The organism is Paenibacillus sp. 598K (assembly GCF_003851045.1).
Classification (GTDB): Bacteria; Bacillota; Bacilli; order Paenibacillales; family Paenibacillaceae; genus Paenibacillus_D.
The window spans coordinates 267,653-289,330 of record NZ_BFBX01000016.1; the positions used below are offsets into that span (position 1 = coordinate 267,653).

Genomic DNA, 21,678 nt, shown 5'->3' on the forward strand with positions numbered 1-21,678 from the left:
TGGAGCGTTGTATCTGCCTTGCATCGAACTTATTTCTAACTTGTAACGCTTGCGCCAGTTACGACTCATTTTTAGAGTGCCACACTTCGGGATGTCCATTCCGCTCGCAGCCGGATCTCGATCGCTTCGCCGTCCTCGTCCGAGCTGCAGAGCTGCATACTGCCGCCATGATCGGTCAGGATGTGATAAGCAATCATGTAGGCGAGACCGGTGCCGGAGGAGGTCGTATCGTAATAAAGCTCGCCCGCCCGAAAGGCCGGACTCGCGGCCACATTCCACATATGGCCTGGGCACGACAGTCTTAGACATACATCGTTGTCCTGGCGCCACAGCAGCAGGAGGGGCTCAACCTCCGAGGCGACGTGCTCCTGCAGCTCTTGCATGAGTCGGCCAAGCGCCCGCTGCAGCCGGACGCCGTCCGCATACACCCAGGCGACTGCATCCACACACCGATTGAGGAAGCGCCATCCCCTGCCGCCTCCTCTCTCCGGCACCGCTGCGCAGACGAGCTCGCCGAAATTCAGACGCTCCCGAACGCCAGGCTCCGATGAGGAGAGCATCATGAAGTCCTCGATGATCGCTTCGATCTGCAAGATCTCGCCAATCAACAGGTCATAGTGGATTTGCATGCCTACGCGATGACGGTTGTACTGGACCAAGCCCTTGACTACTGTCAGAGGGTTGCGGATCTCGTGAGCGATCCCTGCCGCCATGCGGGCGAGCGCAGCCAGCTTGTCCGCCTCCATACGCAGCTCCCGCTCCTGCTGCTCGGCCGACATGCTCATCCCTAGCGAATGCACGCCCTGGAACCGGCCACGGCGAATCCGCGGCAGCAACGTTGTATAGAAGCGGATCGTCTCGCCATCCTTGGACAACAACTGCATATGGAGCTGTTGCGGGATGCCGGACCTCAGCAGCTCGCGACAGGATTCGTACGCCTCCCGGCAATTGGGAGCGACCAATGCCGCCATCGGGCGCTCCAACAGATCTTGCCGAGTGTAGCCGAGCAGACATGGCGCATGGGAATGGACCACACGGATCCGGTCATCAGGGGAAGTAAAGAGGTTCAGATCCGAATACTGCTCCGGCATGCCGGAGTGGAAGGGCGGATATTCGTCATCGAGCAGCTCCTGCTCGTCCGCTCGCGGCTCGAGCAATCCGGCATACGACGCAGCCGCGGTGAGCGCGCCCGAGCAGAGGACGAGCAACAGCAAGCTCAGCGGCAGCAGCCAGGCATGCACGCTCTCCCGGACCTCAAGTGACGTAAAGCAGACCGACAACAACGTTCCCGTGCCGCTGATGGCCAGCAACAGTCGAACGCGAAGCATGCGCCGCCACGACAGCCTGTCCGCCACGGACTCGGCTCGCCAGCCGATCAGACAGACCGCTGCGGCCGAGACCAGGGACAAGAACAACGATAGCGCTACCAGAGGCGATTCCGAGAGGCGGGACAAATCCAGCATACACGCGCTCTGGACAACCATAAACTCCCTCCTCCCTTGGAGTATCAGCTGCCGCCCGGGGGGCGGATGACAAAAAGCCCATTTTGCTACCAGGGAGCAAAATGGGCCGATGGAACGGGCTACACGAGATCGCAGGCTTCTGCAGGCATCCAATGCGCGTCCTGTCCGTCCCATTTCACATTGCAGCCGATGGGATTCGTCAGGGGTACGCTGATCTGATGGTCCGTGACGAGCTCGCCGAGCGCGCGATCCAGATCATTCACGGTCATCTTCGAGGTATCGCGTGGATTGTCGACGCCACGTCCCGTATAGACGAGCGTGCGCTGCTGGTCAAAAACAAAAAAATGCGGTGTCCGCAGCGCCCCGTAGGCGCGGGCCGTCTCCTGGCTTTCATCGCGCAAGTACACCCAGGGGAACTGCTGCTCCTCCATCCGCTTCACCATATGCTCGAAGGAATCGTCGGGGTGTGTGTTGACGCTATTGGCGTTGATGCCGACAAAGGCAACTCCTTGGTCCTGATACTTTAGCGCAGTCGCCCGCGTCACTTCATCGGAGCCGACAACGTAAGGACAATGATTACAGGTGAAGAACACGACTAAAAACTTGGCATCCGCAAAGCTGTCCAGCGAATAGGTGTTGCCGTCAGTCGCTGGCAGCTCGAAGGCTGATGCTTGATCTCCGATCGTCAATGTAAAGGCCATCATTTATTCTCCTCCCCGCTTGTGCGTACCGCCCGTGATGACGGTTTCACTTGGAGTATAGCAGACTGTCGTTCCACTCGGCAAGACAAGGGAGGCGGCTTCATTATATAATGAGACTGGATCGCAAGCCGGTCCAATACCGTCTTGAAGGAGATGCACGCAATGACCTCACCCGTTATTGAATCTATTGACTATCTAGGGGAGCCTGCCGTACGCGTACATACGCCGGAGCTGTCCGGCATCATCGTGCCCGGCTGGGGCAGCAATCTGATCGAGCTCGCCTGGCGCGAGAGCGAGCTGGCGCTGCTGCGCTCGCCGGAGAGCGCCGAAGCGTATCATGCCAAGCCGCCGCTCTATGGGACGCCGGTTCTGTTCCCGCCCAACCGAATCGAGGATGGCAAGTTCACTTACAATAACCGCACTTATACGTTCCCGATCAATGAAGAGGCGCGCGGCAACCATATCCACGGCGTCCTCATGCGTGCCGCCTGGCAGCTGACGCGCACCGAGATCGACGGCGCGCGCGCGATCGTCGAGACCACGATCGTCTCCGAAGAGACGCCGGCGATCTATGACTGTCTGCCCCACCGCTTCACGGTGACGATGAGCTTCATCTTCGAGGGTCCGAAGGTCGAGATCCGCTTCGCCGTCGACAACCGCGATGAGCAGCCGCTGCCTTGGGGGCTCGGCTATCACACGACCTTCCGCTTCCCGCTGGCGCCGCAGGGCGACCTGTCGCGCTGCACGTTCCAGCTTCAGGCCGACCGGCGCTGGTCGCTTGATGCGCGCAATCTGCCGACCGGCGAGATTACGCCGATCGCCAATCAGGCGCAGCTTAATAGCGGCATGACGCTTGGAGATGTCCTGCTCGACGATGTGTTCTCGATCGCGGCAGACGGGGCAAACGAAGCGGTGCTCACCGACGCGGACGCGAGCCTCGCGATCGTCTATCGCGCCGACGAGCAGTTCGGCCACTGGGTCATCTACAATGCCGACGGACAATCGGGCTTCCTGTGCCCCGAGCCGTACACCTGGGTGACCAATGCGCCCAATGTCGCGCTGCCAGACGAGCTGACCGGCTTCCGGACGCTCGCGCCGGGCGAGCGGGCATCGACGAGCACAGAGATCGAGGTTCGGCGTCTGTAGTCGCAAAAAAAGCCGGGGGGCGGTCGTCAGACCGCCGCTCCGGCTAGCTTGTGCACCGCCCGCAAGGCGGCTTCGATCTCCCGCTCGACAGCGAGCGAGACGACATCGGTATGCGGATCGTACTCCGCCGCCAGGTCGGCGTCGGCGTATCCGTCGAGGGCGACGATCGCCCCCGCCCGCGCGCCTCGTAGCGACGCGATGACGTACAGCGCGGCGATCTCCATCTCCACCGCCAGCACGCCCGCTTGCTTGTACCGCGCATGCGGGATCTCCTCGACGCCTGCGAAGAACACATCCATCGTTACTGTAATCCCCTTCTTGACCGTACCGCCTCCGGCGACTGCTTCCTCGTACAGCGCCTGCACGACCTCATGATCGGCGACGGCCGGATAGCCCGGCGGCACCAGCTGATGGGTCAGGCCCTCGGCCCGCACTGCGGCGGTGCTGACGATCAGCGAGCCGGCTGGATGGTCGCTCGAGTACGAGCCCGCCGTGCCGACGCGGATCAGCGTCTGCACGCCTGCCCGGATCAGCTCCTCGAAGCATACCGCTGCGCCCGGCGAACCGACGCCGTGGCTGACGACGGCCAGCTCCGTCCCTTTATACTTGCCTACGAAGGTCCGGTACTCCCGGCTAAATGCCAGCTCCCGCGCCTCCTCCAGCTTCTCGGCAATCCGCTGCGCCCGGGCAGGGTCGCCGCAGACGATCGCGTAGGGAGGCATATCCTCACTGTTCACTTGCAAGATTGGCATCAGCATTGCGTTAATCATACTCCTTTCGTACCCACTCATCCTCGGGGATCGGCAGATCCTCGCCGGAGAATCGCTGCTCCAGGAACGGATCGGCTACGTTGTGGAAGCCGTTGCGCTCCCAGAAGCCGGGACGATCCTCGCGCATAAACTCGATCCCTCTGATCCACTTGGCGCTCTTCCAGAAATAAAGATGCGGCACGACCAGGCGCATCGGCCAGCCATGCTTGGGACTAAGCGGCTCGCCGTCGTAGTGGGTCGCCAGCAGCACATCGTCGCGCAGCAGATCGGCCAGCGGCAGGTTCGTCTCATAGTCCTGATCGGCATGGATCATCACATGCGCCGCCTCCGGCTTGACGCCGAGCAGCGGCAGCAGGTCGCGGAAGCGGACGCCCTCCCAGGCCGTGTCGAACTTGGACCAGCGGGTAACGCAGTGGATATCGTTGACCTGACGGGAGCGAGGCAGCTTCATCAAGTCGTCCCAGCTGAACACGCGCTCCTGCTCCACCTCGCCGAATACGCGCAGCGACCAGGACGCCAGATCGTATACGGGCACCTCGCCCTCATGCAAGATCGGGAACCGCTCGGTCAGCATCTGTCCGGGCGGCAGCCGGTGCGCTAGCTGCGGATCGACGTTGACGGCGGGCGAAGGCTTGGCTTTTTTCAGTCGTTCGGCCTTGTTTGGTTGTTTCATCCTTGGTACACCTCCGATTTAGCGAGAGCTTTCGTTGGAACGACGAGCATCGGCCATTTGATTTTTGTTGCGGAAGAAAAACATCGCCAGCAGCGTCACGACAAACGGCAGCATCGACGTAAACTGGGTCGGCAGCGCCATCCCTTGCAGCCGCGAGCCAAGGCTGCTCGTAAAGCCGAACAGCAGGCTGGAGGCGCCGACGCCAAGCGGATTGGCCTGACCGAGCATCGTCGCGACGAGCGCGATGAAGCCGCGCCCGCTCGACATCCCCTCGGAGAACATCGTCAGCTGTCCCAGCGAGAGCTGCGCTCCGGCCAGGCCGCAGAGCGCGCCGCAAGCCAGCATCGCGCCATACTGATAACGTGTCACCCGGATGCCAAGCGAACGCGAAGCGATCGGATTTTCTCCTGCGGCCCGCAGCCTGAAGCCCGACACCGTACGGAACATATATACATAGAGGACGCCGACCATCGCCAGCCCGAGATAGACGAGCGGCGAATGGCCGGAGACGATCTTGCCGAGCCACGGAATATCCTGCACGAGCGGGATGTCCCAGCGCGGCAAGCCGACCATATTCGTATCCCGATACGAGCCTTTGACGTTAAAGATCGCCCGCAGGCTGAAGGTCGTCAGCCCCATCGCCAGGAAGTTGATGGCGACGCCGACGACGATCACGTTGGCCTTCAGGTGAATCGTAATGTAGGCGAACATCAAGGAGAAGAGCATGACGCAGAGCATCGCGAACAGCAGCGCCAGCCAGATGTTGCCGGTCAGATGATTGCCCACGATGCCGGAAAAGGCGCCGATCAGGATCAGACCCTCCAGACCAACGTTGAACAGACCTACGCGAGCGCACAGCGCGCCGCCCAGCGCCGCCAGCAGGATCGGCGTAACCGCCCGGAGCATCGAGCTGTAGAGTGTCGGGTCAAGAAGAAGATCCATCTGCAGCCCTCGCTTTCTTCCGGTTTTTGATGAAGCTGTAGCTGATCCGTGCCGATACGAACAGGATCAGCACCGCCTGGATGAGACTGGAGATCTCCAGCGGCACGTCCGTATTGCGCTCGACGCCCATCCCCCCGGTCTGCAGCGCGGCCAGCAGCAGCGCAGCCAGCAGCGTGCCGATCGGATGCGAGCTGGCGAGCAGCGTCGCCATTATGCCGGACCAGGCATAGCCCGGAGCCGCCAGCGAGCCGTCGATAAAGCGGTATTGGGTGCCTAGCACCTCTCCGGCTCCGGCCAGACCGGCCAAGCCGCCGCTGACGAACATGCTGATCAGCATGAGCCGTCCGCGATTGACGCCGCCATAGGCGGCGAACAGCGGATTGCCGCCGAGCATTCGCACCTCGTAGCCAGAGACGGTATAGCGCATATAGAGGAATAACAGGATCGTCGAGATCGCGGCGAACAGGAAGCCGGCATGTACGCTCATCCCCTGGAACAGCTTGGGCAGCCAGGCTGCATTGTCGATCATCAGCGTCTGGGCCATCGCGGCCGAGCCCGTCCGATCCATGAACGGATGCGATACCATGTAGCTTGCAAAGAAGACAGCGATATAATTCAGCAGCAGCGTCGTAATGAGCAGGTTCATCCGGAAGCGGGTGTCCAGCCAGCCTGCGAACGCCGACCAGATGCCGCCTGCGACGATACCGGCGATTACAGCCAGCAGCAGCTTCAACCAGCCGGGCCCCGGCACATAGAGCGCCGTCATCGCTGCGCTCAAGCCCCCGAGGATGAGCTGACCCTCTGCGCCGAGGTTGAAGAATCCGGCTCGGAACGCCAGCGCTACGCCTAGTCCGATCAGGATAATCGGCGTCGCCCGGGCGAGCGTGTTGGTGAAGAAATAAAAGCTGCCAAATGCGCCGTTCCACATCTCGGCGTAGGTGTCCATGACCGAGCCGCCGACGATCAGGATCGCGATCGCGCCGACAGCCAGCCCGACCACGATAGCGAGCAGCGGCTGCAGCAGCGACTGCAGCGTCTGGCTTAACTTAGGCATCTCTCTTCCCTCCCGCCATCCACAGACTGATCTTCTCCTCGGTCGCTTCCTCTGCCGATACCTCTCCGACGATCCGCCCCTCGAACATGACGAGGATCCGGTCGGACAGCTTCATAATCTCCGTCAGCTCCGAGGAGACGAGCAGGACGGCCCCGCCCTCGTCGCGCCGCCGCAGCAGCTCGCCATGGATGACCTCCATCGCGCCGACATCGACGCCGCGCGTCGGCTCCGCCGCGATCAGGAACGACGAGTTGTGATGCAGCTCGCGAGCGACGATCAGCTTTTGCAGATTGCCCCCGGACAGATACTGCGCCTTCGTATCGAGCGAGCCCGTCTTGATCGAGAAGCGCTCGACCCAGCGCTGCACCGTCTCGCGCACTTGGCGATTGCGGACCAGACCATACTTGCGATAGCGGCCGGTATGGCCCATCAGACCATTCTCGGCCACGGTCGCGTCCTTGGCCGCCCCCCACTGGTAGCGGTCCTCGGGAATATGCGCCAGCCCCTGCTCGCGGATACGGGCGACCGATGCGCCGACGACCGACTCGCCTCCGAGACGGATCTGACCGGCATCCGGCTTCATCAGCCCGGAGATGACCTGGAGCAGCTCGGACTGGCCATTGCCCGAGATGCCGGCGATGCCGACGATCTCGCCGCTGCGCACCTGCATCGAGATGTCGGCGAGCAGCGGCTTGGTCCGCTTGCCGCCCAGCGTTATGCCCGATAGCTCGAGCACTGGCGCGCCCGGCGCCTGCTCGCTTCGCTTCAGCTGTACCAGCTCGCGGCCGACCATCAGGCGCGACAGCTCGTCCACGCTGGTCGCCGATGCGTCGACCGCTCCGGTGACCGCCCCGTCGCGCAGCACCGTGATCCGATCGGCCACATCCATCACCTCCTGTAGCTTGTGCGTGATGATGATGAAGCTTTTGCCGCTGCGCGCCAGCCGCTTGACCGACTCGAGCAGCTCCTTGACCTCCAGCGGCGTCAGCACGCCCGTCGGCTCGTCCAGGATGATGATCTCGGCTCCCTGATGCAGCACCTTGAGGATCTCCACCCGCTGCTGGATGCCGAGCGAGCAGTCGCCGATGATCGCATCCGGCTCGACCGGCATCCCGTAGCGGCGGGAGAGATTAGCGACCTCGGCTTGCGCCCGGCGGCGGTTGATGAAGCCCAGATGCTGCGGCTCCCTGCCGATGACGATATTCTCAGCGACAGAGAAGGACGGATAGAGCATGAAATGCTGATGCACCATACCGATCCCGCTTGCGATCGCATCGGCCGGCGATGCGAAATGTCTGGCCTGGCCGTCCAGCTCGATCGTCCCATCCGTCGGACTCTCCATTCCGTACAGGATGCGCATGAGCGTCGTCTTGCCCGCGCCGTTCTCGCCCACCAGCGCGTGAACCTCGCCCTTGCGCAGCGAGAAATCGACCTGCTTGTTGGCGATGACGCTTCCGTATGCTTTGGTGATGCCCTTCATTTGCAGCAACATCGGCCGGCCTCTCTCCTTTCATGGTTAGCAACACGAAACCGGCTGCCGATAATCCGCAGCCGGTAAGGTCAGGATATATTATTGCGCCGACGGGTTTTCGACAACCAGCTCGCCCGACTTGATCTTCTCGGCCATCTCCTTCAGTTGGTCGATAGTCGCTTGACCGATGAAGTCGCTCAGCGGAGATTCCGTATCATGGGTCACGAACGTCAGGCCTACGCCGCCTTCTGCCAAGCCGTACTCAACAGTGTCGAAGCTAAAGTTGCCTTCGGCAAACGACTTGAGTGTCTCGTAAGCTACCGCATCCGTGCCTTTGAGCTGAGCCAGCACGATATGCTCGGGATCTTTAACAGTCCGGTCGGTATCTTGTCCAGCCGTATAGAAGCCTTGCTCCTTCGCTGCCTCGAACACCCCTTCGTCGCCTACCGCAGCCATGCCTGCGATGAAGTCCGCGCCCTGCGAGTGCTGCTGCAGCGCCAGCTCCTTCGCTTGCGCCGGATCGGTGAAGCCGCCGACATAGTTTACCAGGAACTTCGCGTCCGGATTCGTTGCCTTCAAGCCTTGCTCGAAGCCGCCAGTGTATTTCTTCAACAGCGGCGTGTCCATCGCAACAACCGCGCCGACCGTATTCGTCTTCGTCGACAGTCCGGCAGCAGCGCCCATCAGATAGGCAGCTTCATATTCCCGGAAGCCAACACTGCGAACATTCGGCTGTTTGACAGCTACAGTATCGATAATCGCGAAGGTTTTGTCCGGGTTCTCCTGAGATACTTTGTTCAGCGCGTCCTCCGCCTGGAAGGTAGCCGTTACGATCAGATCGTAGTTCTCGGCTACAGCCGCGCGCAGATTTTGCTCGAATGCTGCAGGGTCGGACGATTCGATCGTTTTCACCTCGAGGCCGAACTCCTCGCCGCCGCGCTTGAAGCCTTCATCCATCAATTGAAAGAACGGATTAACGCCGATCTCTTCAGGCAAGACCAATACGGCCCGCTGCTTCGGTTTGCTGTCGTCGCCGTTGTTGTTGCCCTCGGCTGCGCCGCTATTGTTTGGCGTGTTCCCGCCGTTGCTCGGCGTGTTGCCGCCCGAGTTGCCGCCGCAAGCAGCTACCATAACAGCTACGAGCAACAGGGACACGATGACTAGTAATTGTTTTTTCATAAGTTTCTCTCCCGCTCCTTTGATAAGCTCTTTTTTATATCCCAGCAGAACGATCGGAATATGTCGATTTGTTTTTTTATACGGAATGAAGCCAGCTGCTTGTCCGAATGCGGACGGTTAGCCCCTTCACCTCGTTCGACATCATTCGCTATTCTTCGCCATCAGCAATTATAAAACATTTTGCACGCAAATACTATCTTTGATTCAATTTTGCTTTTCAATCGGGGCACAGCGGTTTAATAGTGCGTAAGGCCTTGCCCCGCATCGGTCTGCTACCACATATGGTTTGCAAAAAAGTCTGAAAGATCACAATTTTGTAAACCCTTTTTAAGAATCTTTTAACAATCGTAATGTATACTGTTTACACACTAGAACAAAAAGGATTGGAGTGACTGCCCGTGAGAACCATGATTCTGTTCCAGAACAAAGCCGTCCCTGTCTATCTTACCGAAACAAACAAAAAAGCGCTGGACAAGTTGGCCGATACCCTCAACCGCAAATGGACCACCGGCAAAAATGCGCTCAAGCATTGTCTACGTTCCCTGATCAGCGTTGAAATTGTCGGCAGCGAGGCTACCCTGCACGCCATTAACGAAAAAGATACGCTCACCATTTCATTATACTAGATGAACTCTCGCCAGGACAAACCGTCTCGTAACACGCGGTCTCAACCAAATCAAACAAGCCCTATTCATGCCCCTACCAGAGACATGAATAGGGCTATTGCCCGTGATATGCGGCCCAAGAGTTATCCATTGACCTACAGCTCGACCATCGCCTTGATGACGCCGCTCTCGGGCTTGAGCCACCCCTCGAAGCGATCGATCATCTCCTCGAAGCCGGCGCGATGGGTGATGTAGCGCTCGATGTTGACGCGGCCGTCCGCGATTGCCCGCCGCACCTCGTCGAAATCCTCGCGCGTCGCATTGCGACTGCCCATCAAGGTCAGCTCGCGCTTGTGAAACTCCGGATCGTGGAAGCTGATGTCCGACTTGACGAGCCCGACATAGACCAAGGTGCCGCCGTGCGACGTATATCCAAACGCCTGGGTCATCGAGCCGGCATGCCCCGTCGCGTCGAATACCGTGTCGGGATAAGCGCCATCCGTCAGCTCGGCCAGGTCTGCTGCCGCCTGCGGTCCGGCGACGACTACTGCATCTGCTCCGGCCCACGACTGACAGAAGCGCAGCCGCTCCTCCTGCAGATCCATGGCGATCACGCGCGCGCCGCGCGCCTTGGCCATCGCCATCGCGCCGAGACCGATCGGCCCGGCGCCGATGACGAGCGCCGTCTCGCCGGCGACTAGTCCCGAGCGTCTGACCGCATGCGCGCCGATCGCGAGCGGCTCGAGCATCGCCGCCTGATCCAGCGTCAAGTCTGTCGCTGACAGCAGCTGGGCCGCCGGGACGACGATGCGCTCGCGCATACCGCCATCGATATGGACGCCGAGCACCCGCATCGAGGTACAGCAGTTCGTCTTGCCCTTGCGACAGGCGATGCAGGCTCCGCAAGCGAGATACGGGATGACGCTGACCCGTTCGCCGACGGCAAGTCCGGATACCTCGGAGCCGAGCGACTCAATCTCGCCGGACAGCTCATGCCCGAGGATGCGCGGATAGGTGAAAAACGGCTGATTGCCTTTGTACGCATGCAGGTCGGTGCCGCAAATACCGATGCGGCGCACCCGCACGACAGCATCTCCAGGGCCGCAAGGCGGCAGCTCCCCCTCAGTCAGCACCATACGGTCCGGCGCTTCGCAGACGATCTGTCTCACTTCGCATCTCCTCCTTCCTCGTACTCCGCAAGCCCGCTAGGCCACGTCCGTCCCTCGACCGGCGCAAGGATGGCCAGCACCTCGTCCAGCAGCTCGCGGTCGATCGGCTCCTCGATCCATGCTGCGTTGCGCCGGATATTGTCCGGACTCGCCGAGCTGACCAGCGTCGTCGGGATGCGCGCATCCGCTGTCGCATACTGCACCGCCAGCTTGGCGATGTCGGTCCCCTTGGCTGCGCAATGGTTGGCCGCCTCGAGACATACCCGCTTCAGCTCGTCATCTGCCGGATGCCAGGCCGCTGTGCCGCGCTCGCTGAGCAGCCCCATCGAGAGCGGAGAAGCGCTGATCAGGCCGACCTGCCGTTCTTCGAGCAGCGGCACCAGCTCCAGCAGCGAGCTGTCGTTAAGCGAATAGTGGCAGTAGGAGAGGATGACGTCGATCTCCTCGCGCGGCTCAGCGAGCGCCTGCCGGAACGCCGACAGCGGCAGCGCCGAGACGCCCGTGAAGCGCGTCTTGCCCTGACGCTTCAGCTCGGCCAGCGCAGGCAGCGCCTCCTCCTCGACTTGACGCCATGGCACGAACTCGAAATCATGCAGCAGCAGGATGTCCAGATAATCGGTCTGCAGCCGCTGCAGACTCTCGTCGACGCTGCGGAGGATGCGGTCATAGGAATAGTCAAAGCTGCTCTCGCCATAACGCCCTGCCTTGGTGGAGAGCAGGAACGAATCGCGCGGCAGCTCGCGGATTGCCTGACCAAGCACGGTCTCCGCCTTGGTCAGGCCGTAATAAGGCGAGACATCGATCAGATTCATCCCCAGCTCGACAGCCGTATGTACAGTACGGACGCCTTCCTTGGGATCGACTTCGCGAAACACCGAGCCAAGCGACGACGCGCCAAAGCTCAGGACCGGCACCGAGAGGCCGGTATTGCCAAGCGGTCTGTACTTCATTGTTTTCTCCTCCTTGCATGAAGTCTCAGTCAGAGGCCTTCATGGTATTCTATTGTTTATTTTAGCATCCGTTTTGTATAATGTAAGAGCTTAGAATTGCATAAATGTACTCTATTTTGATATTAAGGAGGAGCGTAATGATGCCGCCTATCCGCAGACCGCTGCCGCACGAGCCGGGGTTTCCGCTCACCCTCGTCTATCGGGACACCAAAAGTCCGCAATCCGAGCTGCCCAACCACCAGCATGACTGGTACGAGCTCGTCTACGTCTACAGTGGCGAAGGCGCCTTCCTGATCGATCAAAGTTTATATACAATGAGCCGTGGCGATCTGTTCCTCATCCCCGGTGATACGATCCACCACGCCCGTCCCGACGCACAGCAGCCTGTAACCTCTACAGCACTATTTTTGCAAGCTTCGCTGCTGCCGACAACGGTAGGCGAGACGGAAGCGCTGCCGATGGCCTGCTATGCATACGCCAGACAACACAAGCAGTACCGGCTGCCGCTGGCACAGCCGGAGCAAGCAGCCGTCGCCGCCTTGCTGAAGACGATCCATGACGAGCTGGGGCTGCGCGAGACGGGCTATCGTCAGGCGATCCGGCTCGCCTGCATGCAGCTGTTGCTCGCGATATACCGCGCCCAGCGGCGGCTGCGCGCCGATGCTGCGCCGTTGCCTGCAGTCGCCGGGCCCGACTGGATGCGCGCCAGTCTGCTGCACATCGACGCACAGCCGGCAGACGATCTGGGACTGACGAGGCTCGCACGTCTGGCTGCAGTGTCCACCGCGCATTACAGCCGCGTCTTCAAGCAATGGACGGGCATGACCTTATCAGCGTATGTCGCAGCCAAACGGATGCAACGGGCAACCGAGCTGCTGCTCCATAGCGACCTTGCCGTCCAGACCATCGCCGAGCAATGCGGGATGGACAGCATGCCGTACTTCCACCGGTTGTTCCGGCGACACACCGGCATGACGCCCCTCGTCTACCGCAAGCAGGCCAAGTCGGCAGTCCCGCCTGCCGACGCGTAAGTGTCGACGCCGTGGCGAGCGTTACAGTCATAACAACCTGTACTCTCTCCCCGAGCAAACAGCCATGAAAGGCCTGCCCCATTCGTCCCCGCACACAACAAAGAAGCTCGCGCCCGGGTTTTCCCGTTCTGCGCGAGCTTCTCTTCTTAGCCCTCTTGCTCTAGTAGAGCGAACTACTAGTTGTAGAACTTCACCAGATCGTCGATGCGGACCGACTGGCCAGTACGAATCGAACGGTTCGCCGCGATGCCGGTCAGGATCGAGCGCGCGCCGTCGACATGGTCGGCTGCGCGGTTGAACTCATCGTCTGTCGGCGTGCCGAAAATATCGTTGAGCAGCACCGGATCGCCGCCGCCGTGACCGCCAGCCTTCTCCTCGACCTCCACCTCGTACGGCGCGTCGAACATCGGGTAGACGATGATTGATTTGTTTTTGAGCGCGCCCTCGAGCGCCTTGTCGCCGCCGGAGTTGACATACGACTGCTCGACGATATTCATCTCGATCCGGCCCTTCGTACCGTTGAAGGCGATGCGGTAGCCTTCCCACGGCAAGTATGCGTTCAGCGAGTAGGTGAGGATCGCTTTGTTTTTGTAACGCACCATGACGCCCATCGTATCCTCAATGCTGATGCCGTCGCCGAATACGCTCTGGTCGCGGATGTAGCCGTCCTCATGCTCTGCGTCGAGATACAGTCCCTTCAACGATGGCGACTCGTCCATATGCAGCGCGAACGGGTCATCCTTGGCTGCCGGGGCGCCGGTCGAGCGCGTATAGAAGTTGGTCACGCCGCGCTTCTCGGCATTCTCCTTGCCGTAGAACAGCAGATCGCCAAAGGCGAATACCGTGTCCGGCTGCGAGCCAATCCAGAAGTTGACCAGATCGAAGTGATGTGTCGACTTGTGGACGAGCAGACCGCCGCTGTTGCGCTTGTCGCGATGCCATCTGCGGAAGTAGTCTGCCCCGTGGCGCGTGTTGAGCAACCATTCGAAATGGACCGACGTCACGTCGCCGATCGCGCCGTCGCGGATCAGCTCGCGAGCTTTCGTATGGTGCGGCGCATAGCGGTAGTTGAACGTCACGCGAACATTTTTGCCGGTACGCTCGACTGCGTCAAGGATCTCCTGGCACTTCTCCTCATCCACAGTCATCGGCTTCTCGGTGATAACGTCGCAGCCAAGCTCCATCGCCCGGATGATGTACGTATGATGCGTCCGGTCGACGCTGGTAACGATGACCGCATCCGGCTTCTCCTCGGCGATCATCCGTTCAAACTCATGCGCCTTGTACGTATTGACCGCGTGATAGCCGTATTTCTCTGTCAGCTGACGGTTGGAGTAATCCATCCGCGTCTGATTCGTATCGCAAAACGCCGTCAGCTCCGACGTTTCTTTGTACTCTGTCGCAATCGCACCATAGAAAAATTCGGCGCGCCCGGCCGAGCCTACCAATACATATCTTTTTTTGCCACTCATAAATAAAGCGCCTCCATTCCTGTGTATGGTTCAAGCGTACAGCAAAGAATGAATTAAATCTCCGCAATAATTGACTTTATACAGCATACCCCGCATAATTTGCGCTAAGGAGGGAGACCGATGGCAACACGTCTGTCCTATGAATCCAGCGAACCGTCGCTGATGCTCGAATATGTGAAACGAACCGACGATTTCTCGATGGATGCGGATCATTATCATGCATGCTATGAGATCTACTACCTGATGTCAGGCGAACGGTCGTACTTTATCCGCGACAGCTCTTATCATGTCCGCAAAGGCGATCTTGTCTTCATCAACACGCGCGAGCTGCACAAAACGACCGGCGTTGGCAGCCCCGGCCATGAACGGCTCGTGATCTACTTTTATCTCGAATGGCTACAGAAGCATTACGGCGAGCACCGGGAGCTGCTGCTAGCCCCCTTCCTGCAACGCCAACCGGTCATCCGATTCACCGTCAAGGAGCAGATGCTGGCCGAGCAGTTGATCCAGCGCCTCATGCGCGAGATGACGGATGCGGCGGCTGGGCGCGACCTGGCGATCCGGCAGACGGTCGCCGACCTGATGCTGCTCGCCTCGCGGCAAGTCGACTCGTCCGAGGGCTCATCTGCCGAGCCGTTCGATTCGCCGCTGCATCAGAAGATGTCCGAGGTGGCCCGATACATCAACGAACATTATAGCGAACCGATCCACCTCGGCGGACTGGCGGAGCACTTCTACCTGAGCCCCTACTACCTAAGCCGCTCCTTCCGCAAGGCGATCGGACTGACGATGAACGAATATCTGAATCTGGTGCGCGTACGCGCCGCCGAGCAATTGCTCAAAGACACTGAGCTGCCGGTGACCGAAATCGCCGCCAGCGTTGGCTACGACAACTTCTCCCACTTCGGCAAGACGTTCAAGAAGATCACGAAGGCGTCGCCGCGCACGTACCGCAACACACGGTAAGCTGACGGCTGGCACGCATTCCCGCTCGCATAGGTGTTCCGACGTATGCAGACAAAAAACCTTCCACCTCGCCCGTTTTGGGGGGATAGAAGGTTTTGACGTTATAACCGCCTATATACGCTGCAATGAAGGGATCGGCTAGTCGTCCAGATCTTCCTCGTCCGTTTCGTCCTCATCATCGGCCTCGTCTTCGTCGTCAGCCTCTTCCTCTGCGAACTCCTCGTCTTCGTCTGCCAACTCATCCGCATCTTCGCTTGCCGCTGCTTGCTCTTCCATGACGATTTCGATGCCGCCTGCGTCTTGACGCTCTTCTACCGGGAGCTGCTCCGCCTCGCTCATACCGATCCCTCCAACACTATTTTTCATTGCCAGATCAGTATACCACGAGCGATAGGCGAAGCTTGTCTAACGGTGGCGCCGTTCATTACAATCTCATGACAGCAGGATCACAACTAATGCGAGTACGGACTATTTGCCGAAAAGTCCAGCGCGATCGAGTACGACCGCCATCCGCATGAAGCTGTGGTTGCCGATCGGATCGCTTAGATAGCCAAGCCGCACCAGCTTGTCGATTGTCGGCTTTGCCCAGGCGGGCGCTTCCTTCTGCACCAGCAGACTCTGTATGAGCTGAGCCTGCTCCTCCACTTGCTTCTGCAACGCCGCAAACGCTTGCTTCTCCGCTTCGGTCATCGGCGCATCCTCTCCTTTCCGGATCACTTCCATCGCTGCATCAAGCTGGGCTTGCGTCGGCCTTCGACCGCTCCGATACTGCGCTGTCGTCAGGCCGAAGGTCATCTCCAGATGGGGATAATCCTTGAAGCTGACCCAATCGCCGCCCCAGCTGAAGCCGAGTCGCTTGGCCTCCTCCACTACTTCCATCCAGTCTGCCTGACCATTGCCGTTGCCGTCTCGCGTCATATCCCATGAGACGCTGCGACCGTCAGGCAGTAGCAAGGCAAAGTCGAGCGCGACACCGTAGTTATGGTTGCTGAAGCCGCCGCGGGCATTGGTCACGATCGCCCCAGGCCGCGTCCGCCCTTGCGCGTAGAGCGCATCCTGCTCTGCGATCGTCCGCAATCCCTGCGTAATGACAATCGGCACGCCCCTGCCGTAACTGCGGTCGACCAGTCGTCTGGCCGCCTCCTGCACGACCGGGATGAGACCGGAGATTGCTTGCGTTGACCTGGCTCTGACTTGATCCAACGTCACCATTGCCAGTCCCTCCTCTCATACAAGTAGTGTATGCGACGGATTCGACAAGCTTCGCGGCGCTTGTCCGGGCGAGGACATCCAATTTCTGCTTAAGTGGCGCGGCTGGCGCACCGGCATGTATACTGTGAGGTATAGATTATTCCGTATCGAAGGATGAGGAGGCGCGTAAGATGATGTCACGGTCGCATGAAGAAGCTGCGCTTGCCCGGCAGCATACATGGTATGTCCCAGCTTGCATCGCAGAGTGGGAAGGCGCATCGCTGGAAGGACTATGGCTGCGGTCCGCTTCCTGTTGGCGCATCCTTATCGTGACGAAGGGAATAGGGGTCATCGCCGAGCGGCCTGCGGGCCGTGGTTGCATCTGGTTGGTGCCACCTGAGTCCCCGCTTGAGCTCGAGCAGGTACAAACGCTGCAGGGAGTGCTGATTGGATACCGATGTCTGGCCCCTGATGGCGGGGAAGCGCTACTTGGTCTGTCCCATCCGCAGCCGCTTGCTTCAGGCTCGACACAGCTGCTGCGGCTCGCCGACGAGCTCGCCGATTTGTGGAAGTGCCCCGACTCCGAGGCGCCCTTCCGGCTGCAGCAGACGTTCGCTACCATGTTAGCCGAGCTGGAAAAGGCGCGTCAGGCTGCCCTGCTTCCCGAGTCTGACTGGCTGTCGCGCACGCTCAAGATCATGCAGGAACAGTACAACAGTGACCTGACACGCGAGCAGTTGGCCCGTCAGGCCCAGGTTAGTCCGCAACATTTCTCCCGTGCGTTCCGCAAACGTACAGGATTTGCCTGGACCGACTACCTGACGCTGTTGCGGATTAGACATGCCCAGCTCCAACTGCTCGGCAGCTCGGACAATCTGGACACTGTGGCTTCGCAAGTAGGCTACAAGGAAGGGCTGTACCTAAGTCGACGATTCAAGGCGACGGTAGGCATCTCTCCAGCTCGATATCGCAACCAAACGCAAAGGTTTGCGGCGCTGAATTTCAACCATACTGCAAGCCTCATCGCGCTGGGCCTACAGCCCGTGCTCGGAGACTACTCCCCGTGGCTCGAAGGTATGCAGCGTCGCCATGGTCCGGTTCAACAGCTGCGCTTCGCTCCTATCGGCCCTAATAGAGAGGCCTGGTATCGTCAAATCGCCTCCGTGCAGCCCGATGTCATCGTCCATTACAGCGACGCCCCGGAGAACGATCGTTTGCTGCCTCTTGCCCCGGTGCTGGAGATTCCGTTCAAGACGATGAACTGGCGCGAGCAGTTCCGCTATATCGCCGACATCGCCAACCGCAGCGCGCTGGCCGAGCAATGGCTCGAGCAATTCGATGAGCGACTGCAACTGATGCAGGCGCGGCTCTACCGGGACTGGGGTAGACGGGCCACCGTTGCAGTGTGGGAGCTTGGCGATGACAAAGCCTACGGCATCAGCAGCAGCTTCGGAAGAGGGTGTCAGCTGCTTTACTCCGAATTTGGCTTCCGGCCGCCCGAGCGTATGCTGAGGGAAGGTATCGAGGACAAGGGTTACATCGAGACGGAGATTGGTCGCATAGCGGATTATGCTGCCGAGCATATCTTCATTCTTGGCAAGTCGACCATGTGGGAAAATTTGTTGCGTTCCGAGTCTTGGAGCAGCTTAGAGGCTGTGAAGGCTGGCCGAGTCTACCGTGTGGAACGCTCCGATATGTTCTATGGCTTTGACCCGCTCTCCTCGCAAGCGCAGCTGACCGAGATGATGCGGCATCTTACAGGCGCCGAGTTACAATAGTGCATAGCGACAGATCACGCCAAGGCATGGACTTCGGTTGTCATGCGCTGTACATTGGTTAGTGATAATGATTATCGATGATAAAGGAGAGAAACACCTTGCCTTCTGCAAACCGCATTACATCGCGCAGCCATCCGTTATGGCTATCGCTCGTCATCCTGCTGCTAGCCGCTCTGCTCAGCGCATGCGGGAGCGACGCTGCTCCCGAGCCGACATCGTCCGCCTCCCCTAGCAACAACAGCGCGTCTGTGGAGGAGCCGCTTACGGAAGAGACAACTTCGCCGGAGACGAAGACCATCTCGACGATCAATGGCGACATCGAGATCCCGTCGGCTCCGCAACGGATCGTAGCGGAGGAATATCTCGGCACCTTGATCGCGCTCGACGTTATCCCCGTGGCCGCTCCCGGACTGTCGATCCAGAACTACTATTACAAGGATGCGCTGAGCGGCATCCAGAGCTCGGGCGACTATGGCAAGCCCTCTCCCGAGCTGATCATGACGCTGAATCCCGACCTCATCATAACCGGCAACAATGATACCTACGAGATATTGAATAAGATTGCGCCGACCCTCGTCGTTCCTTACGGTCAATTAAAAAATGCTCGCGAGGAGCTAACCTTCTTCGGCGAAGCACTGGGCAAGGAAACGGAAGCCGCAGCCTGGCTGGCGGACTATGCTGCAGTCACGGGCGAGCAGAAGTCCCGGGTGGATAGCGTCATCCCGGCTGATGCAACATTCTCGATCCTTGAGTACAGCGACAAATCCATCTGGGTCTATGGCGACAACTTCGGACGAGGCGGTCAGCCGATCTACCAGGTGTTGGGGCGCAAGCCTCCTGCGGCAATCGCCAATCACATCATGGAAGCGCAATGGGAGGAGATCTCCGCCGAGATGCTGGATGAGTATGCCGGCGATTATCTCATCGTCACGGCCAACAACCGCACGGTGGCGGACTTCGAGAACGATCCGCTATGGGCGGCGCTCCCGGCGGTCAAAAACAAGCGGCTCTATGTATGGCCGGAGGAGCGCTCATGGTACTACGATCCGCTGGCTGTCAAGGAGCAGACCAAGGAGCTTGCCGACTGGCTTGTCAGTCTGCCGCGCGAATAACGCTATGATGCACGAAGAGGGTTGTCCGCTCGGACAGCCCTCTTCGCTGTTTCTAGTTTCGTGCTAATTAAAGTAGACGGCCATGCGGCGGTCGAGGATCATCACCCGGCTCGCCCGGCCTTCGCCATCAAACATAGCCGACACGACCAGCGTCTCCTCCATCGCCTCGGGCCCGCGTTGGCGCAACAACGTCTCGCGCGCTAGCGGCGTCTTCGTCGACAAGTCATAGAAATAATCGAGATTGCCCGGCGTCTCGTCGATCGCGTACTGACTGCCGTAGCGGCTCTTCATCTCGTCCTTGCGTGTCCCTGGCGCAATCCCCCGCACCGTCGCATAAGCCGACTCCGGGCCCTGGATCGAGAGGAACACGGCCTTGTCCCCGCGATATCCGACCTTAAGCCCGCCAGCATATGAGCGCATACGCGGTTCATCTGAAGTCCCGGCTCCTGCGACCGCTTCGATCTCCTCCACACTCATGCCGTAGCAGATCCTCGCGCCAGCATCGCCCTGCTGCACCAGACAGCCCTCACGCGCCGACATCGCATCCGCCTGCAGCTCCTCCATCCCCGCATCGCCACACCCGACGATCAGGAGCAACACAATAACGCCCCCTAGCCATCTATATGTATGCTCTGTTCTGACTGACCTCACTGCTCTCACAAACTCGCTTCCCCCTCAGCACTCCCATGATGTCATGAAACAACACTCCATTACCCAGCTTGGGGGGGGAGTTGAAACAGTGGGGTTAAAATTATTGTTGTTGGGAAGGTTTTGGGTGGTACTGGTAGCCTGCATGCAGGTCAGAGGGATACGCAACGATAGGAACAAAGTGCCGTTAGGTAAACGATATCTGTAATCATTCCGCTAAGACGTATGTGACGGGCGAATCAAGCGGACAGCTGTGTTAGGATCTCAGCGGTCACGCCCTGGCTGACCAGCTCGGGGACGAAGCTCTCGATGAATGTTTAGCTCCTCAATATAAAAGCTCCGCTTACGCGGAGCTTTTGAAGCCTTGCAACTATTCAGAGCTATTTAAAACTTAACGAAGTAACAAAAAGATGCCGTAAAGTGCGTTTGTGGATGCAGATGCTCTTGGGCTAACTTCCATGTAAAGCGTCGCCCCATTAGGAACATACAGGGATTCAATATTATTGACTCCTCCAACGCCTGCATCCGGCGCGTAAACTTTTGAAGAAAGCGCGCCACTTGGATATCTAATTTGATAAGCAAGAGCATAGTTGTAACTTGCCGGAGAGACTAGCCCAATATCCACGAAACGATCTGTTCCTGTAGTGTTGATCCAGGAAAACCAGTCAACATCGCTTGAGCTTGCAAGTGGCAACCATGAAGGATAGCAGCCCCCAGGAAGAAGGTTGCAAGGGGTTAATGGAATCGCCGTGTCTCTTGTATCTCCAATACCGATAACCTGCGGAGTTACATCAGCTGCAAAAGCGGCGTGCGAAAAGGACATCATGCATACAAGAGTAAGCGCGATAAAGATTAGTTTTTTAATTTTCACTTAAGCCCCTCCAGCAAAAAAATTTAGATGCCGGCCAGCTATCTAAATCCAATGTTACCACATCGTTCCATTAGTGGGTATGGGACAAACCTACCAAAAAGTTACATGATACGAGTCCTGATTGTCGACATACGTCGAAACGTCGCTTGAGCAGGATATTACAGCTAAGCTGCCACTTATTCTGCTGGACAAGACCAGATTTCACGAACTGCGGCATACACTTACACTTTACTGCTGAAGCTTGGGGAGAATATCAAGGTCGTGTCTGAGCGCCTCGGTCACAGCCGGACATCGACGACGAGCGATATCTACACTCATGTCCTGCCAGACATGCAGCAGGCGGCGGCCGACCGATTCGAGGAAGCGATGAAGGGGAACAAACAAACGCTTTAGTCTAATAAAGCCTGTCAAAATCCTGTCATCGCACTTTTGCACATCATGAGAGGGGTCCTGAATCGAGGGGGGAAAATCGGGTAGGAGGCTGCC

22 protein-coding genes are annotated in these 21,678 nt (G+C 59.1%); 6 read left to right on the forward strand and 16 right to left on the reverse strand.

Annotated elements, in window-relative coordinates; genetic code table 11:
- Nucleotides 1-71: 71 nt before the first annotated feature.
- Both PA598K_RS07950 and PA598K_RS07955 read right to left on the reverse strand, forming a co-directional pair.
- Nucleotides 72-1,484, reverse strand: coding sequence for a histidine kinase dimerization/phospho-acceptor domain-containing protein (locus PA598K_RS07950; protein ID WP_185601690.1), 1,413 nt, complete (start codon nucleotides 1,482-1,484; stop codon nucleotides 72-74).
- Between the two features lie 98 nt (nucleotides 1,485-1,582).
- Entirely contained in the window at nucleotides 1,583-2,164 is a 582-nt protein-coding gene (locus PA598K_RS07955) for a thioredoxin family protein (RefSeq protein WP_128656461.1), read from the reverse strand.
- A 162-nt stretch (nucleotides 2,165-2,326) separates the two neighbouring features.
- On the opposite strand from PA598K_RS07955, the gene PA598K_RS07960 reads away from it, so the two are divergent.
- Nucleotides 2,327-3,310 carry an aldose 1-epimerase gene (locus PA598K_RS07960; RefSeq protein WP_185601692.1) on the forward strand — a complete coding sequence of 328 codons (984 nt, stop codon included), beginning with the start codon at nucleotides 2,327-2,329 and terminating at the stop codon, nucleotides 3,308-3,310.
- 26 nt (nucleotides 3,311-3,336) lie between these two features.
- Here the strand turns inward: PA598K_RS07960 and PA598K_RS07965 are convergent, their stop codons facing one another.
- The 6 genes from PA598K_RS07965 to PA598K_RS07990 all read right to left on the reverse strand — a co-directional run bounded on the left by PA598K_RS07965 (nucleotide 3,337) and on the right by PA598K_RS07990 (nucleotide 9,399).
- On the reverse strand, nucleotides 3,337-4,068 hold the full coding sequence (locus tag PA598K_RS07965) for a nucleoside phosphorylase (RefSeq protein ID WP_128656418.1): 732 nt from the start codon (nucleotides 4,066-4,068) through the stop codon (nucleotides 3,337-3,339).
- A 4-nt stretch (nucleotides 4,069-4,072) separates the two neighbouring features.
- Entirely contained in the window at nucleotides 4,073-4,753 is a 681-nt protein-coding gene (locus PA598K_RS07970; protein ID WP_128656419.1) for a sulfite oxidase-like oxidoreductase, read from the reverse strand.
- A gap of 18 nt (nucleotides 4,754-4,771) precedes the next feature.
- Entirely contained in the window at nucleotides 4,772-5,695 is a 924-nt protein-coding gene (locus PA598K_RS07975) for an ABC transporter permease (protein WP_128656420.1), read from the reverse strand.
- Nucleotides 5,679-6,749, reverse strand: a complete 1,071-nt coding sequence (locus PA598K_RS07980) for an ABC transporter permease (protein ID WP_128656421.1) — start codon at nucleotides 6,747-6,749, stop codon at nucleotides 5,679-5,681. The genes PA598K_RS07975 and PA598K_RS07980 overlap by 17 nt, the downstream gene beginning before the upstream one ends.
- On the reverse strand, nucleotides 6,742-8,241 hold the full coding sequence (locus tag PA598K_RS07985; protein ID WP_128656422.1) for an ABC transporter ATP-binding protein: 1,500 nt from the start codon (nucleotides 8,239-8,241) through the stop codon (nucleotides 6,742-6,744). Before PA598K_RS07985 ends, PA598K_RS07980 begins: the two co-directional genes overlap by 8 nt.
- Before the next feature lie 78 nt (nucleotides 8,242-8,319).
- On the reverse strand, nucleotides 8,320-9,399 hold the full coding sequence (locus PA598K_RS07990; protein WP_128656423.1) for a BMP family lipoprotein: 1,080 nt from the start codon (nucleotides 9,397-9,399) through the stop codon (nucleotides 8,320-8,322).
- A 398-nt stretch (nucleotides 9,400-9,797) separates the two neighbouring features.
- Here PA598K_RS07990 and PA598K_RS07995 point away from each other — a divergent pair, with 398 nt between their 5' ends.
- Nucleotides 9,798-10,025 (forward strand): 3-dehydroquinate dehydratase, encoded by a 228-nt coding sequence (locus PA598K_RS07995; protein ID WP_128656424.1) that lies wholly within the window; start codon nucleotides 9,798-9,800, stop codon nucleotides 10,023-10,025.
- A 134-nt stretch (nucleotides 10,026-10,159) separates the two neighbouring features.
- Here the strand turns inward: PA598K_RS07995 and PA598K_RS08000 are convergent, their stop codons facing one another.
- Nucleotides 10,160-11,173, reverse strand: a complete 1,014-nt coding sequence (locus tag PA598K_RS08000; RefSeq protein WP_128656425.1) for a zinc-binding alcohol dehydrogenase family protein — start codon at nucleotides 11,171-11,173, stop codon at nucleotides 10,160-10,162.
- The gene (locus PA598K_RS08005; RefSeq protein WP_128656426.1) at nucleotides 11,170-12,123 is read right to left on the reverse strand and encodes an aldo/keto reductase; all 954 of its coding nucleotides are present in this window, start codon (nucleotides 12,121-12,123) and stop codon (nucleotides 11,170-11,172) included. Before PA598K_RS08005 ends, PA598K_RS08000 begins: the two co-directional genes overlap by 4 nt.
- Nucleotides 12,124-12,260: 137 nt before the next feature.
- On the opposite strand from PA598K_RS08005, the gene PA598K_RS08010 reads away from it, so the two are divergent.
- Nucleotides 12,261-13,154, forward strand: coding sequence for an AraC family transcriptional regulator (locus tag PA598K_RS08010; RefSeq protein ID WP_185601695.1), 894 nt, complete (start codon nucleotides 12,261-12,263; stop codon nucleotides 13,152-13,154).
- A gap of 176 nt (nucleotides 13,155-13,330) precedes the next feature.
- Here PA598K_RS08010 and PA598K_RS08015 read toward each other — a convergent pair whose 3' ends face one another.
- A complete protein-coding gene (locus PA598K_RS08015; protein WP_128656428.1) occupies nucleotides 13,331-14,626 on the reverse strand; it encodes a Gfo/Idh/MocA family protein in 1,296 nt (431 codons plus the stop codon).
- 120 nt (nucleotides 14,627-14,746) lie between these two features.
- On the opposite strand from PA598K_RS08015, the gene PA598K_RS08020 reads away from it, so the two are divergent.
- A complete protein-coding gene (locus PA598K_RS08020; protein ID WP_128656429.1) occupies nucleotides 14,747-15,592 on the forward strand; it encodes a helix-turn-helix domain-containing protein in 846 nt (281 codons plus the stop codon).
- Between the two features lie 138 nt (nucleotides 15,593-15,730).
- Here the strand turns inward: PA598K_RS08020 and PA598K_RS08025 are convergent, their stop codons facing one another.
- Together PA598K_RS08025 and PA598K_RS08030 are read right to left on the reverse strand one after the other, a co-directional pair.
- Entirely contained in the window at nucleotides 15,731-15,931 is a 201-nt protein-coding gene (locus tag PA598K_RS08025) for a hypothetical protein (protein WP_128656430.1), read from the reverse strand.
- Between the two features lie 129 nt (nucleotides 15,932-16,060).
- On the reverse strand, nucleotides 16,061-16,804 hold the full coding sequence (locus tag PA598K_RS08030; protein WP_128656431.1) for a M15 family metallopeptidase: 744 nt from the start codon (nucleotides 16,802-16,804) through the stop codon (nucleotides 16,061-16,063).
- Between the two features lie 170 nt (nucleotides 16,805-16,974).
- On the opposite strand from PA598K_RS08030, the gene PA598K_RS08035 reads away from it, so the two are divergent.
- Nucleotides 16,975-18,561, forward strand: a complete 1,587-nt coding sequence (locus tag PA598K_RS08035; RefSeq protein WP_128656432.1) for an AraC family transcriptional regulator — start codon at nucleotides 16,975-16,977, stop codon at nucleotides 18,559-18,561.
- Nucleotides 18,562-18,659: 98 nt separating this feature from the next.
- A complete protein-coding gene (locus PA598K_RS08040; RefSeq protein WP_260405312.1) occupies nucleotides 18,660-19,673 on the forward strand; it encodes an ABC transporter substrate-binding protein in 1,014 nt (337 codons plus the stop codon).
- Between the two features lie 63 nt (nucleotides 19,674-19,736).
- Here PA598K_RS08040 and PA598K_RS08045 read toward each other — a convergent pair whose 3' ends face one another.
- The 3 genes from PA598K_RS08045 to PA598K_RS37270 all read right to left on the reverse strand — a co-directional run.
- Nucleotides 19,737-20,273, reverse strand: coding sequence for a hypothetical protein (locus PA598K_RS08045; RefSeq protein WP_128656434.1), 537 nt, complete (start codon nucleotides 20,271-20,273; stop codon nucleotides 19,737-19,739).
- A 439-nt stretch (nucleotides 20,274-20,712) separates the two neighbouring features.
- Nucleotides 20,713-21,192 (reverse strand): hypothetical protein, encoded by a 480-nt coding sequence (locus PA598K_RS08050; protein ID WP_128656435.1) that lies wholly within the window; start codon nucleotides 21,190-21,192, stop codon nucleotides 20,713-20,715.
- A 228-nt stretch (nucleotides 21,193-21,420) separates the two neighbouring features.
- On the reverse strand, nucleotides 21,421-21,678 hold a 258-nt coding region (locus PA598K_RS37270; RefSeq protein WP_221414107.1), incomplete at its 5' end, for a hypothetical protein.